Annotated in this window: 15 protein-coding genes; 10 read left to right on the top strand and 5 right to left on the bottom strand. The window is 46.1% G+C overall.

Annotated elements, in window-relative coordinates:
* Positions 1–128: 128 nt before the first annotated feature.
* Entirely contained in the window at positions 129–380 is a 252-nt protein-coding gene (locus JQC93_RS00615; RefSeq protein ID WP_236009207.1) for an EF-hand domain-containing protein, read from the bottom strand.
* Positions 381–582: 202 nt separating this feature from the next.
* Here JQC93_RS00615 and JQC93_RS00610 point away from each other — a divergent pair, with 202 nt between their 5' ends.
* Complete coding sequence (locus JQC93_RS00610) at positions 583–1,494, top strand: LysR family transcriptional regulator (protein ID WP_205156544.1); 912 nt, start codon at positions 583–585, stop codon at positions 1,492–1,494.
* Between the two features lie 58 nt (positions 1,495–1,552).
* A complete protein-coding gene (locus JQC93_RS00605; protein ID WP_205156543.1) occupies positions 1,553–2,197 on the top strand; it encodes a DsbA family oxidoreductase in 645 nt (214 codons plus the stop codon).
* A gap of 84 nt (positions 2,198–2,281) precedes the next feature.
* Here the strand turns inward: JQC93_RS00605 and JQC93_RS00600 are convergent, their stop codons facing one another.
* On the bottom strand, positions 2,282–2,707 hold the full coding sequence (locus JQC93_RS00600) for a MarR family winged helix-turn-helix transcriptional regulator (protein ID WP_205156542.1): 426 nt from the start codon (positions 2,705–2,707) through the stop codon (positions 2,282–2,284).
* Positions 2,708–2,792: 85 nt separating this feature from the next.
* Between JQC93_RS00600 and JQC93_RS00595 the strand changes: the two genes are divergently transcribed.
* The 5 genes from JQC93_RS00595 (at position 2,793) to JQC93_RS00575 (ending at position 5,409) form a co-directional block, all read left to right on the top strand.
* Complete coding sequence (locus JQC93_RS00595) at positions 2,793–3,290, top strand: DUF2798 domain-containing protein (protein WP_205156541.1); 498 nt, start codon at positions 2,793–2,795, stop codon at positions 3,288–3,290.
* A gap of 53 nt (positions 3,291–3,343) precedes the next feature.
* Positions 3,344–4,120: a siderophore-interacting protein gene (locus JQC93_RS00590; protein ID WP_205156540.1), complete on the top strand. Its 777-nt coding sequence runs from the start codon at positions 3,344–3,346 to the stop codon at positions 4,118–4,120.
* 134 nt (positions 4,121–4,254) lie between these two features.
* Positions 4,255–4,761 carry a cytochrome b/b6 domain-containing protein gene (locus JQC93_RS00585; RefSeq protein WP_236009205.1) on the top strand — a complete coding sequence of 169 codons (507 nt, stop codon included), beginning with the start codon at positions 4,255–4,257 and terminating at the stop codon, positions 4,759–4,761.
* Positions 4,758–5,057 carry a hypothetical protein gene (locus JQC93_RS00580; RefSeq protein WP_205156539.1) on the top strand — a complete coding sequence of 100 codons (300 nt, stop codon included), beginning with the start codon at positions 4,758–4,760 and terminating at the stop codon, positions 5,055–5,057. Before JQC93_RS00585 ends, JQC93_RS00580 begins: the two co-directional genes overlap by 4 nt.
* A 163-nt stretch (positions 5,058–5,220) precedes the next feature.
* Positions 5,221–5,409 (top strand): hypothetical protein, encoded by a 189-nt coding sequence (locus JQC93_RS00575; protein ID WP_084888917.1) that lies wholly within the window; start codon positions 5,221–5,223, stop codon positions 5,407–5,409.
* A gap of 1 nt (position 5,410) precedes the next feature.
* Here the strand turns inward: JQC93_RS00575 and JQC93_RS00570 are convergent, their stop codons facing one another.
* Positions 5,411–7,120, bottom strand: a complete 1,710-nt coding sequence (locus tag JQC93_RS00570) for an ABC transporter substrate-binding protein (RefSeq protein ID WP_205156538.1) — start codon at positions 7,118–7,120, stop codon at positions 5,411–5,413.
* Between the two features lie 92 nt (positions 7,121–7,212).
* On the opposite strand from JQC93_RS00570, the gene JQC93_RS00565 reads away from it, so the two are divergent.
* Both JQC93_RS00565 and JQC93_RS00560 read left to right on the top strand, forming a co-directional pair.
* Positions 7,213–8,424 (top strand): MFS transporter, encoded by a 1,212-nt coding sequence (locus JQC93_RS00565; protein ID WP_205156537.1) that lies wholly within the window; start codon positions 7,213–7,215, stop codon positions 8,422–8,424.
* A gap of 33 nt (positions 8,425–8,457) precedes the next feature.
* A complete protein-coding gene (locus JQC93_RS00560) occupies positions 8,458–9,477 on the top strand; it encodes a S66 family peptidase (RefSeq protein ID WP_205156536.1) in 1,020 nt (339 codons plus the stop codon).
* Here the strand turns inward: JQC93_RS00560 and JQC93_RS00555 are convergent.
* On the bottom strand, positions 9,469–10,365 hold the full coding sequence (locus JQC93_RS00555; RefSeq protein WP_205156535.1) for a LysR family transcriptional regulator: 897 nt from the start codon (positions 10,363–10,365) through the stop codon (positions 9,469–9,471). The two genes, JQC93_RS00560 and JQC93_RS00555, sit on opposite strands and share 9 nt — an antisense overlap.
* Positions 10,366–10,501: 136 nt before the next feature.
* Here JQC93_RS00555 and JQC93_RS00550 point away from each other — a divergent pair, with 136 nt between their 5' ends.
* Positions 10,502–11,221 (top strand): SDR family oxidoreductase, encoded by a 720-nt coding sequence (locus JQC93_RS00550; RefSeq protein ID WP_084888922.1) that lies wholly within the window; start codon positions 10,502–10,504, stop codon positions 11,219–11,221.
* Positions 11,222–11,281: 60 nt separating this feature from the next.
* Here JQC93_RS00550 and JQC93_RS00545 read toward each other — a convergent pair whose 3' ends face one another.
* Positions 11,282–12,478 carry an MFS transporter gene (locus JQC93_RS00545; RefSeq protein ID WP_205156534.1) on the bottom strand — a complete coding sequence of 399 codons (1,197 nt, stop codon included), beginning with the start codon at positions 12,476–12,478 and terminating at the stop codon, positions 11,282–11,284.
* Between the last annotated feature and the right edge of the window lie 81 nt (positions 12,479–12,559).

Below are 12,559 nucleotides of genomic sequence, written 5' to 3'. Positions count from 1 at the left end.
ATACAAGATACACGGCCTGTTAAAACAACGCTGTGTTGGCTAGCAAAATCCCCTACTTAGTGGGGGATTTTTTTGCTTAGGCCGAGAGCCGATATAAACATAGGCTAAGCAGTTCGAGTACACTGAGATTATTGTGCAGGAGGTGGTGGTGCATCAGGCCACTCCGATTCGCTCAAGGTGCCATTGCCGTCTGCGTCAAGTTCATCAAATTGGTCCAAAATAGGTCCTTTGATTTCGTCTTTGGACAGTTCACCGTTTCCGTCACTGTCCATCTGCTCAAAAGAAGGTGGTGGTGGGCGTCGTTCTTGGTTTGCAGATACTGTTTGCATTGAACCTAAAATAACAGTCGTTGCAATGATAGTGAGCGCTAACTTTTTCATAGGGTTTTCCTGCCTGTTTGATCAACTAATAGCTCGGTAGAAGTCTATGTTGATGATGGCGGAGCAATGTGCAGAAATTGTGGAGCAATAAAGGAGATCAAGTGCGACTACATTATGTAGCACGCAAGTATTGATTGAGAATATCTGATATAATATTTGACTAGAATTATAAGAAAACAAATATCATATATTTGAAAACACTATGAAGCATTCAGATTACAGTCTCATTCCTACTTTTGTATCGGTGATGCAAGAGCAAAACTATACTAGAGCCGCCAAAAAACTGGGGATCAGCCAGTCTGCGGTCAGTCAAAATGTCGCAAGGCTCCGAGATGTATTTAACGACAATTTATTTATTCGAGGCAGTCACGGTGTGACCGCCACCCCTTTTGCTCATGATATTTATCCTACGCTTGCCAGTGCCGTTGAAAGCATTGAGTACACGTTGCCAGAGCATAAAAACTTTCGTCCCCATGAATGTACTAAACAGTTTTCGATTGCAGCGCTCAGTGCTTTCGGTCACACCTTGTTACCGGATCTGGCGTTAACCATGAGTCAAAGTGCGCCGAAAGCAAGAGTTAAAATTGATCCTTTTGTGGGCCAGGACATAGGTAGTTTGCTGAGGGCTCAGCAGTGCGATTTGGTATTAGAAGCCAAATCTAATCGCTACCCTCAGTTACGTTCAGAAAGAATACTCAAAGATAGGATGGTGGTCTTGTGCCGACGCGATCATCCTAGATTGAAGGGACAAACTATCAATAGCGACCAGTTCTTGGCCGAAAAACACGTCGTGCATACCACTAATCAGCAAAACAAAGGCTACTTGATTGGTTATGGGCTTAAAGCGGAAAGCACATTGAGTCAGCGGGACGTTGTTTGGCAATCTGGAAGCATCATGGAGGCGGTGCCCGTAGTGGCTAAGAGCGATTACATCACCTTAGTACCTCAGCGATTAATTGCTAATGTGTTGAATGAGCCCAGTATTAAAATTCTAGATGTTGAATTCATAGACGAGTTCATTGACGTCGTTATGTATTGGCACCCTTCACGAACTCATGATCCAAGCCACAAATGGTTACGTAGCACCTTATTGAAAGTTGCACAGCACATTTAGTCACGATACCCACACCGTCTTAGGCGATGTGGCAATACTACAAATATTAAGGAAGATAATGGACGGTAAGATTAAGTTAGACATTATTTCGGATGTCGTTTGCCCATGGTGCATTATTGGGTATAACCACCTAATGGCCGCGATAGAAGAGTTGGGGTTGCAAGATGTCGTTGAGATAGAATGGCAACCTTTTGAACTCAATCCGGATATGCCTTCAGAAGGTGAGAATTTGCGTGATCACATTATGCGAAAGTACGGTTCTACGGAGCAGGACAGCGCCCAAGCGAGGATCACCATTGCAGAAAAAGGCGCCGCCTATGGGTTTGATTTTGCGTTTACTGACGACATGAAAATGGTGAATACTCTTGATGCTCATGTCTTGCTGGGTTACGCGCATTCTGTGGGTAAACAGACTGAGCTAAAACTTCGCCTGTTCTCGGCTTATTTCCAAGAGCAGAAAGATGTCTCTAAACGAGAAATTTTGATTGCAGAGGCTGTTGCTGTTGGGTTAGATAAAGCAGAGATTGACGCACAGTTGGATCACCCACAAGGCCGAGAAACGGTGCGAGCACTCGAGTCTCAGTGGCACCAAATGGGCGTGTCAGGTGTGCCAACTGTCATTTTTAACCGCACCAGTGGTCTAACGGGAGCCCACCCTCAAGATACCTACAAACAAGTACTTCAAGAACTATTACAAGCCTAGATAAAAAAGGGCGACGGCTATTCAATAGCTGTCGCCCTGTCTGCATTTAAATGAGTGTGTTCTTTATTGCCCAAATAGGGTCACTTACTCAGAAAGATTTTTAGCGATTTTTTTCGCAACCGCATCAAATTGAAGCAGATCTTCGTGAGAAATGTTTTGGGTCATCGACTCAATAACCTTTGCCTCCGCACGGTTCAAAATCTCTAGACGTTCTTTTCCTTTCGCTGTCACAATCAGTAACTGACTTCTCTTATCTTCTGGGTTCGGCGCTTTTTCAACCAGCTCTTGCTCAATCAAAGTCTTAATCAGCCGTGTAACCTGAGCCTTATCGCGATGCAGGAAATGAACAATATCGACGGCTGTGCAGGGTGATTTTTTGTCGATGATTTTAATCACCCGGATATGCATAGGTGCGATATCCATTCCTAACGATTCAATATGCGAATGCATACGACGTTTTAATGCGTGAGTGAGATGGAATACCGTATCCAAGCTTGTGCCAGTAGCCATAATGTGCCCTTAAAAATATAGTTGACAATATCAACCTTAGTGTCTATAGTTGACATTATCAACATAAATCAACGGGAAATCAACAATGAACCAGACTATCACCGTAAATTCTGCTGAAATCGAGACGAGCGCAACATCAACACCGCTCTATAAAAAGATTTTGGTGATGATGGGCATGATGTCACTGATGGCAGGCACGTTAACAGGTGTGATGACATACATGAACGTAGGGCTGAGTGATGCGTTCTACGGGCAGTGGTTACGTGCATTTTTGACCGCTGCATTTGTCATGGCCCCGCTTGGCTTTAGCGCTATGACAGTCCTTACCAAATTAATGGAAAAGTGGTTACCCAATACAGCTGAGAGTAAGCGAAACATCATAATAGGGCTGATAATGGCGGTATTTATGGAGTCGATGATGGCGTTCACCACAGCTGCAACAACCATTGGTTTTGCCGACAGCAACGCACTGTTTAGTGGTTGGCTGAGTGGGTTCTTGGCGGCCCTTCCTGTTGGGTTGGCATTAATGGTTTTGGTTTCAACCACCATTAAGCCCAAAGTAGAGCGTTTTTTGAAAAGTTAAGTAAACAAGAAGCAGTGAGTTAACACATGAACCTATTTAACAAGGTAAAGCAAATGAAACAAAAAAGAGCACCAATGCGACTTGAAGTGGTTTCTAACACTCAATTAAGCCAAAATTTTCAGCGTGTCGTAGTTACTGGCGGGGCATTAAGTAAACTGTCCAAGACTTGTGAAGGGCAGTACATTAAGCTGTTGTTTGATGTACAAGGTCGAAGTGAAGTGGAAGGCTTTAGCGCGGAGGATCGTCCAAGTATGCGCACCTATACCATTAGACGATTTGATCCAGATACACTGCAATTGACCATCGATTTTGTTATTCATGACTCTGATCATGGTGGGCAAGCGTCGCGCTGGGCAATAAACGCGAATGTTGGAGATACCCTCACCATCGCAGGCCCTGGACCGATTAAGGATGTTTCAGCAACCGCCGATGACTATCTGTTTGTTGCTGATATGACTGCGTTGCCCGCAGCTGCGATCGCAATCGAACGGTTGCCGAGCCAAGCAAAAGGCAAAGCGTTTATACAAGTGAGCCATGAAAGTGATATTCAACCAATAGATGCGCCAGATGGCATCGATATCCAGTGGCTGGTCGGTAGCTATGATCAATCAATGCTCGCAAACAGTGTCGAACAGTTACCCGAGGTGTCACCCAATACCGCCATTTGGGTAGCGTGCGAATTTAGTCAAATGCGAGCATCGCGTCGTGCGCTTTCTGCTCAGCCACACTTTGAACGAGAGTTGGCGTATTTTAGTAGCTACTGGAAACCTGGTGTGACGGAAGATGGGCACAAAAAGCTAAAACAAGAAGATGCCAAGTCATACGCATAATATCCGTTTTGTGTAAAAGAAAAACCCAGCCTAACTGCTATGTAAAGTAGCGTAAATGATGTTGTTATTATCAACCAACAAGGCACCATAACCTTGATTTTTGTATGGTTAAATAGCGATGTTAAGGGATGGGCATGACGCAAAGAGCGAAGAAATCATGGAAAGATGATCTAGGAAAAACTCGATATGTAATGGATGTTTGGTTACTGATAGGCTTTGTTCTGGTGTGTGTCCCACAAACCACAGGCATTCCTATTCATGAATGGATTAGCCTTGTCTTCATTGTGCCACTGGTGATCCACATCTTGTTACACTGGGAGTGGATTAAATCTGTACCGAGTAAGTTCTTTGCTCGCTTCTCCGGTGAGTCTAAGTTTAACGCCGTTTGGGACGTTATTTTCTATTTGGCCATGGTTATGGTGACGTTAAGCGGCTTTTTGGTTTCGGAAGCAATGCTTCCTCAACTAGGGATCCCATTAGTCATTCAACCATTTTGGTCTGAAATCCATCACAGCCTAGGAAATATGTTGATGCCCATGTTGGGGATCCATTTAGCGCTGCATTGGACATGGATAAAGAATATGACGAAAAAAATGCGTCAATCAAACTCTAAAAAAGCCAATGGAGAGGCTGCACAATGAAATATGTAAAAGAAGATTGGATCCGTAGAAGCAGCATTGTGCTTGTGGTGTCACTGATTGTCAGTGCTTTACTGTGGACACTCTCCTTAACGGATTGGGCTGCGACGATGAACACTGCCGAGCACCTTGGCAACCATCCAGAGCGTGAAGCCCCACCTGCTATCCTAATGTTTATCATGCCGTTTATTAAAGTGACATTATTGACCATTATTCCTGCCGCGATTTGCCTATTCGTGGTTCGCGCTGCGCGTTGGGTAAAAAGCATTGTTAAGACTGGCCTACATATGCAGCAATAGTGCTCTGCGAAAGGAAGAGAGTCGCATTGCGAAAATGGCCCATAAAATCAATCAGCAATGCGCGATCTTGACCGAACTGTAAAAACCAGCAGATAACCAATAGTAACCTCGACATTACACGCTATGCTTAAACTCGATGATAAATACTGCTAAGGAAGCACCCATGTCAGAGAGTAATAGAAGCGAAGTCACCGTTGTTGATATAAAAATGCCCTTCATGTCGATCGTTATCTTTTTGGTGAAAGCGGCGATTGCGTCTATCCCTGCGTTCATCATCTTAACGGTTATTTTTGGGCTGATGAGTGTGCTTTTGAGCGGATTGTTTCAAAGCCTTGGCATGGGGAGCTACTAGTTTACTCCACGACCACTGTAGCAAAATCAATCCAACCGTTGGCAAGCATGTCCGTTGCATCGAGCGATGTTGCCGTACTGATCTGCTGCTGGACATGAAATAGCGGACAATAGAGCGCTTTGTCGATTAGCTGTGACTCAATACGGCGTAATGCATCGATCCTTTGCAACTCATTGGGTTTAGTGAGTGCTTTGCGCACCGCAGTCTGCATCCATTGAGTAATTCGGGGCTGTTGGCTGTGCAGCAGCGCGCTGTTAGTCATCATCCAGTCAATGTAGCTAAGTTCGAGATCCTGTCCAAATACTTCACCACTAATGATGATGTCAGCGGCTTTTAACGTCTCTTCTAAACAGAACTGTGGAAATTCATATACCTTCACGCAGGCCTTTATGCCCCTAGTAGACAGCGACTGGGCAAGGTGCTTTGCGTAGCGAATGTGTTGGTCGAGTTGATAGGTTACGATGGTTAGCGGCGGATAGTCGTGTGCACTGAGTTGTGCACTAGCCTGTGAGGTGGCCTCTTGGAAGGAGGGAGTAAGCGTCCCGCTTTCGGCTTCAAACACCGAGCTCATGCTAGTGGCTACTTTTACTTTTTCGTCAATGATAGATTGCGGTAAACCAGCGCTCTGAATGAGTTTAAACAACGGCATTCTCTGCGCTTGAGTACGGAAATGCGCTTGTTGGCTATTCAGTAACGCGTACTCTGCACCCATCTCCCATTGACTATGATGGTCAAACCTAGTGTGCTGATCGCGTTCAATTAAGGAAGTGCTTACGATGTCTGCGTTAGTTGTTAAAGACTTAGCTTCTTTACCCACATTCCATATTTCCACACCATCTACCCAAGGTGTGTAGCCGTGATAGGCGTCAAATCTGTGCAGTACAGTGCGCCACTCATTTTGCTCACTGAGTTTAAAAGGGCCACTACCAATAACCGCTGTACCTTTTAGCTTGCTTATCCCCATCGCTCCCATAGCCAGTAGTTTGGGCAAAATGGCAGCGGCATGAGTTGAGTAGACATGTATCCTATAGGGAGAGATGACCTCTATGTCGTCGATCAGTTGAAACAATCGCGCGTTATCGTTGTTGGACGACTGCAAGCGACGAAAATGATTGACGATGTCTTCTGCCAGTAGCGGGCTTGTGTCGTGAAAGAAAGCGCCTTTTCTCAATGTGAGCGCAAGGCCGTTAGACGTGGGTCGCCAGTTAAGAGCCAGATCCCCGCTATAGTCGTTGAGCCGCTCGTCCCATTTAAGCAATTGGGCAAATAAATAACTGGCAATATGCGCTTCACTGCGACGGCTTATTGCAATGGGATCTAAGCCGTGTGTGGCGCGATAAAATGGAATCTGTAACAGCTGCCGAGGTTGCGTGCTTGTGTGGCGGCTAAGGTAGTCTCGTAGGAAGCGATCTTGTTGAATGGGTTTAATTAGCGAGAGCGCCATTTCAACCTTATTAATTCCGAGTAAGCGCTTAGCTTCTTGTTCAATGAGATCATTTACACTGTAAAGCAAAGTGACCGTAGGCAGATGACCGCGACCAACACCTGCTTGCCAGTCAATAATACCTTCTTGTTGTAATCGTTTTATCACCAGTTGCGCATTGCGTTTTGTACAGTTGAGCGAGATCACCCACTGATCCAGTCGAAGTCGAGTCGGCACGCCAACTTCTAACGAGTCTCTTGCAAAGACCAAGGCCATCCAATAGCGCATAAAGGTGAAATCCTAAAAATTAGTTTCTATTTTTCTACATCTTTTAATCCTAAATAATAAGGAGAGACTCAGCCAAAGAAAAGGACTAATTGGTGACTACAGCAATAAATACAAAGCAGAATATTTGGAAATCCTCAGCGTTTGTAACGCTGTTTAGCAGTGCACTGTTGGTTGCATTTGCAAGCAAGGTTTACGATCTAGCGCTTCCACTATTAGTGTACGAACTGACGCAATCTGCAAAATGGATGGGGTGGATGAGGGCCGTTGAGTTTTTACCTAACTTACTGTTGGCGCTGTTTATTGGGGTGTGGGTGGATCGGGTTGATAAGAAACGCTGGTCACAACAAATGCTGACTGGGCAGGCACTTATGGTGATTTTGTCGTTCTCAGCGGTTCAATGGATGAGCCAGCCACTATGGGTTCTTTTTCCTGCGGCGTTTTTGATGATGGCGTTTAACTATGGCTACCATAACGCTCGAATGGCAATGCTAAAGCGGGCGCTGCCTCAGAACATGCAAAACACCGCGACAGCTCGTATGAGCTCACTATATAGCTTCATGGAAACCGTTGGGCCGGTGTTATCTGGCGCGCTGTTATTGATGGCTGCTATTCATTATGCTCTGCTCGTGGTAGCAGCAATGTTGGTGTTAGCGTACTGGCAGCTAGATAGACTGGATGAGCAGCCGCCACTAAATCAAAGTTCTCAGTCGTTTTTTGCCTCTTTATCAGATGCTTGGTCGGTGTTTGTGGGCAGTCGAACTATGGTTGTTATTACTCTAGCGGTGATGGTGATCAACACCACGGGCTCGGTATTTTGGATCCAAGCGATCTATTTTGCGAAGGCAGAGTTGACGTTAAATAGTGTGCAAGTGAGCTATCTGGTTGCTGCGTCTGGTATAGGAGGGATGCTTGGATCCTTTACTGCCGATATTGTCCGTCAAAAAATGGGATTGGGTAGACTATTGATACTTTCAATTGCATTGGAAGCCATTGGTTTTTTGTTTCCTATTGTCTGGCCGACACTGTGGGGCTTGGGGTTGGGATTTTTGTGGGTGTCTGCGGTTGGGCTTTATAGCAGTATCTGTATCTGGAGTTTTCGACAAGAAGCGTTTGATGAAAAATGGCTCGGACGCATCGCAGGGATCACCGGGTCACTGTTTAAACTCCTAATGCCACTGGGGCTTGCCGCCTCTGGATACTGGGTGGAGGGGCTAGGCATTACAAGTTTGTTCCTTCTCTGTTTTGTGGTGCAGGCAAGTGTGGCATTCATGCTGCTTGCAACGCGGGTAAGAAACGTGGCTTAATGAATAAAATCAGCAAGATAAGGACATTGTGCTATGCATTACCCAAAGCCACTGACTAAAGGAAGTACCATTGCAATCACCGCTTTTTCCAGTGGGTTAAGCAATGCACATTTGCCTCGTTTTCATCTTGTATGTGAGCATTTAACGCTGCACGGGTTCAACCTTGAGGTAGGACAATGCTTGATGGGAAAATACCAAGGCGCCAGTGCCAGCGCGGATGATCGAGCTCGAGAGTTGATGGATTTTCTTACCAACGATAGCGTCGACGCAATTTATCCTCCTTGGGGTGGTGAGCTCGCGATGGAGGTGTTGCCGCTACTCGATTTTGATTCACTTGCGCTAGCCAAACCCAAATGGGTCATGGGCTTTTCCGATGTCAGTACCTTAGCGGTCGCGCTAACCTCTAAACTGGGGTGGGCCAGTGCACATACACCTAATCTGATGGATCTTGTTCCTAATGCAAAGGATACGCTTACCGAGCATACATTGAGTCATATGGCGACTGCGTCGAAAGGTCAGTTCACCCAATATGCTTCTCCAAAATATGCACCTCAGTGGCCAGATTTTTGCCAAGACTCCGCTGCACAATTAGACCTTTGTGCTACCACACGTTGGCAGTGGTTGGTGGCACCCCAACAAGGTACGTCGGTAACAGGGCGCTTAATTGGTGGGTGCTGGGATACACTTATTGATTTATTTAATACTGAGTTTCTGGATTTAAGCCAGCTGAATCAACGTTATCCTGAAGGCATTGTACTGTACTTAGAAAATGCTGAAATGAACCCCGAAGCCATCGCTAGAGCGATATTGAGTATGAAGTTTCGCGGGGTGTTTAAGCATATAAAAGGGCTGGTACTTGGTCGTAGTTTTGGGCCAGAGAGTGCAATGCTTAGCTATCGACAGGTTCTAAGTAACCACCTTGTAAACATAGGTATTCCCGTGGCGATTGACTTAGATATTGGGCATGCGCCACCCAACCTAACCATTATTAATGGCAGCGTTGCGCATTTGGATATGGGTAAACAGCCTTGTCTAACCCAACACTTAGTGTGAGTGGATAAAAGCTTGCCGAACAAACTCGATAAAAGCGGTGAGCCGTTGCGGTTGATAACGGTCTTTGTGATATAACATGGAAAAATCCACACTGGGTATTTCCCACTCATCAAAGACTTCGACTAACCGCCCGAGTTTAAGCTCATTGTCACAGTAGATTTTGGGTAGGCGCACAATTCCGTTGCCTAGCAAAGCACCATTGATCAGGCTGCGACCATTTTTACACTCAAAAGCCCCCGAGACTTGAATATCTTGCTCGTTGCCCGTCTCGTTATGTCTAAACCGCCATTTTTTCACCGTTCCGCACAAACAGCGATGCTCAGCAAGTTGTTTCGGCGTGGTGATAGTTGGATGGTTAGCCAAATAGGCAGGAGATGCAAATGTACCCATTTCTATTGCAGTAAGCTTGCGTGCGATAAACCCTGCGTCTTGAAGCTGCCCCATCCTAAAAGCTACGTCAAACTCTTCTTCCACTAAATCAATTCGGTGACTGCTTAAGTCGAGTAGTACCGTGACCTTTGGGTACTTGAGCATGAATTGGTGAGCCAGATTTGCGATGAGCGTTTCCCCAAGATAGCCACCCACACAATTAATCCGTATCAACCCTTGCAGGGTTTGCACATCGTCAACCGTTGAGCGCAGTGCTTGGTCAATGTTAGCGAGGGCTTGCTGGCTTTGCTGAAATAGCCGCGTCCCCGCTGCAGTTAGGCGCAAAGTGCGGGTGGTGCGAATAAACAGCGTCACACCCATTTGCTTTTCCAGTTGGCTTACTTGTCGTGAAACGTGGGAGCGAGAGACGTCGAGGTGCTGTGCAGCTTTGGTGAAGTTGCCAAGTTGAGCTATCAAAACAAAGGTACGTAAGTCGGCAAGGTTGATGTCATCAAGCATGATCTAGGCTGCCTTATTGTTGCTGTATGACAACAGTGTTTCACTTAATAACCTATATATCAACAAATCAGTCATGATTATGATTACCCCCATACAGCACAGGCTGGCAAATCGAATTAATGTGGAGTGAACAAACATGTCTAAACTTATCGTAATTACAGGCGCAAGCTCAGGTATTGGCGAAGCGATTGCTCGCCGTCTTAGCGCTGCTGGCCATCCTCTTTTGCTGCTTGCCCGCCGCGTAGATAAACTGCAAGCATTGCAACTGCCCAACACTTTGTGTGCCAAAGTAGATGTCACAGATAAAGCCAGTTTTGAACAAGCTATTACCGAAGCCGAAGCGAAATTTGGCCCCGTCGATGGCTTAGTCAATAATGCAGGCTGCATGCTGCTAGGCCAGATTGATACTCAAGATGCATCAGAGTGGAAGCGCATGTTCGACGTTAACGTTTTAGGCCTACTCAATGGCATGCAAAGCGTGCTAGCGCCGATGATAAACAATGGCCAAGGCACCATTATCAACATCAGCTCAATTGCGGGTAAGAAGACTTTCCCCAATCATGCGGCTTACTGCGGGACTAAATTTGCCGTTCACGCCATCTCAGAAAATGTTCGTGAAGAAGTAGCGGCGTCAAATGTTCGCGTGACTACCATTGCTCCAGGCGCGGTAGAAACCGAATTGTTATCTCACACTACCTCGACAGACATTAAAGATGGCTATGATGTTTGGAAAGAAGAGATGGGTGGGGTTTTGGCTGCAGACGATGTGGCTCGCGCTGTAGAGTTTGCCTACAATCAACCGCAGAATGTCTGTGTGCGAGAAATCGCGTTGGCACCGACTAAGCAGCAGCCTTAACGATTAAAAATTAAAAGCGCCAGCCTAGTTAGGCTGGCGCTTTTCTATGTGTGGCAGTATTTAACTGGCCGCAGGTGTGACAGCATCTGTTTGTCGAGCTTCTTTTTTGTCTAGATAGCCACTATAGGTAGTTAGTGCTAATGCCAGAAGCACGATCAATGCACCAATCCATGGTGTATCCATAACGTCTCCGCGAGCGACGATGTGACCACCACCCCAAGCACCTAGCGCTATTCCCACATTAAACGCGGCAATGTTAAGACCTGAGGCCACATCAACAGCATCTGGTACGGTCTTTTCTGCAATGGATACAACATAGACTTGCAACCCAGGTACATTTCCAAAAGCAAACGCTCCCCACACTAAAATGGTGAGTATTGCCAGTACTGGGTTATATGCTGTCATGCTAAATAGCACCAGTACCGCGGCAAGCCCGATAAATATCCACTGCAGAGCTTTAACCGGCCCCATTTTGTCGGCCATTTTGCCGCCCGTAATGTTGCCAAATGCAACCGAAACACCATACACCAACATAATGAGACTAATTTTATTGGCATCAAAGCCAGTGACGTCTTCAAGAATTGGGGCTAAGTATGTGAATGCGACAAAAGTGCCACCATAGCCAAGTGTTGTGATGAGGTACACCAATAATAAGCGAGGCTGAGTGAGTACCTTAAGTTGTGCACTGAGCTTACTCGCAGGTGCTTGAGCAAGATTGTTGGGAACCAAAAGCGCACTGCCAATTAAGGCGATAAACCCTAAGATCGCGACAGTTAAAAATGTAGATTGCCAACCAAAGCTTTGACCAATATAAGTCCCTAAAGGAACACCAGTAACCAGCGCAACAGTAAGCCCTGTAAACATGATGGCAATAGCACTGGCGGCCTTTTCCTTGCTGACTAAGCCAGTGGCTATGGTTGAGCCAATAGAAAAGAACACACCGTGGGCAAGACCCGTTAGGATTCTTGCGGTTACTAAGCTGCCGTAGCCAGGTGCTTGCCAAGCGAGCAGGTTTCCAGCGACAAACAGAGCCATGACGGACAGTAATACGGTTTTTCTTGGCCAGTTTCCAGTTAATGCGGTTAGTACAGGCGCACCAATCGCGACGCCTAACGCGTACAAACTGACCAGTAAACCCGCAGAGGGTAGAGAAACATTAAGATCGAGTGCCATCGTCGGGATAAGACCGACGATCACAAATTCGGTTGTACCGATGGCAAATGCACTTAAAGTCAGCGCAAATAGAGCGAGTGGCATAGACGTACCTAATTGATTATTGTGAGAACAACACGGCGTTGTTCAGCGATGCGGGGGATTATTGCGGCTTTGGTCATTGCG

The organism is Vibrio ulleungensis (assembly GCF_016900875.1).
Lineage (GTDB): Bacteria > Pseudomonadota > Gammaproteobacteria > Enterobacterales > Vibrionaceae > Vibrio > Vibrio ulleungensis.
The sequence above is the reverse complement of the archived record's forward strand: the minus strand, read 5'-3'. Positions and strand labels throughout refer to the sequence as shown.

What these genes read in the sequence shown, in the direction of transcription:
- JQC93_RS00615 (WP_236009207.1), bottom strand. Translation starts at nt 380, where the DNA reads ATGAAAAAGTTAGCGCTCACTATCATTGCAACGACTGTTATTTTAGGT.
- JQC93_RS00610 (WP_205156544.1), top strand. Translation starts at nt 583, where the DNA reads ATGAAGCATTCAGATTACAGTCTCATTCCTACTTTTGTATCGGTGATG.
- JQC93_RS00605 (WP_205156543.1), top strand. Translation starts at nt 1,553, where the DNA reads ATGGACGGTAAGATTAAGTTAGACATTATTTCGGATGTCGTTTGCCCA.
- JQC93_RS00600 (WP_205156542.1), bottom strand. Translation starts at nt 2,707, where the DNA reads ATGGCTACTGGCACAAGCTTGGATACGGTATTCCATCTCACTCACGCA.
- JQC93_RS00595 (WP_205156541.1), top strand. Translation starts at nt 2,793, where the DNA reads ATGAACCAGACTATCACCGTAAATTCTGCTGAAATCGAGACGAGCGCA.
- JQC93_RS00590 (WP_205156540.1), top strand. Translation starts at nt 3,344, where the DNA reads ATGAAACAAAAAAGAGCACCAATGCGACTTGAAGTGGTTTCTAACACT.
- JQC93_RS00585 (WP_236009205.1), top strand. Translation starts at nt 4,255, where the DNA reads ATGACGCAAAGAGCGAAGAAATCATGGAAAGATGATCTAGGAAAAACT.
- JQC93_RS00580 (WP_205156539.1), top strand. Translation starts at nt 4,758, where the DNA reads ATGAAATATGTAAAAGAAGATTGGATCCGTAGAAGCAGCATTGTGCTT.
- JQC93_RS00575 (WP_084888917.1), top strand. Translation starts at nt 5,221, where the DNA reads ATGTCAGAGAGTAATAGAAGCGAAGTCACCGTTGTTGATATAAAAATG.
- JQC93_RS00570 (WP_205156538.1), bottom strand. Translation starts at nt 7,120, where the DNA reads ATGCGCTATTGGATGGCCTTGGTCTTTGCAAGAGACTCGTTAGAAGTT.
- JQC93_RS00560 (WP_205156536.1), top strand. Translation starts at nt 8,458, where the DNA reads ATGCATTACCCAAAGCCACTGACTAAAGGAAGTACCATTGCAATCACC.
- JQC93_RS00555 (WP_205156535.1), bottom strand. Translation starts at nt 10,365, where the DNA reads ATGCTTGATGACATCAACCTTGCCGACTTACGTACCTTTGTTTTGATA.
- JQC93_RS00550 (WP_084888922.1), top strand. Translation starts at nt 10,502, where the DNA reads ATGTCTAAACTTATCGTAATTACAGGCGCAAGCTCAGGTATTGGCGAA.
- JQC93_RS00545 (WP_205156534.1), bottom strand. Translation starts at nt 12,478, where the DNA reads ATGCCACTCGCTCTATTTGCGCTGACTTTAAGTGCATTTGCCATCGGT.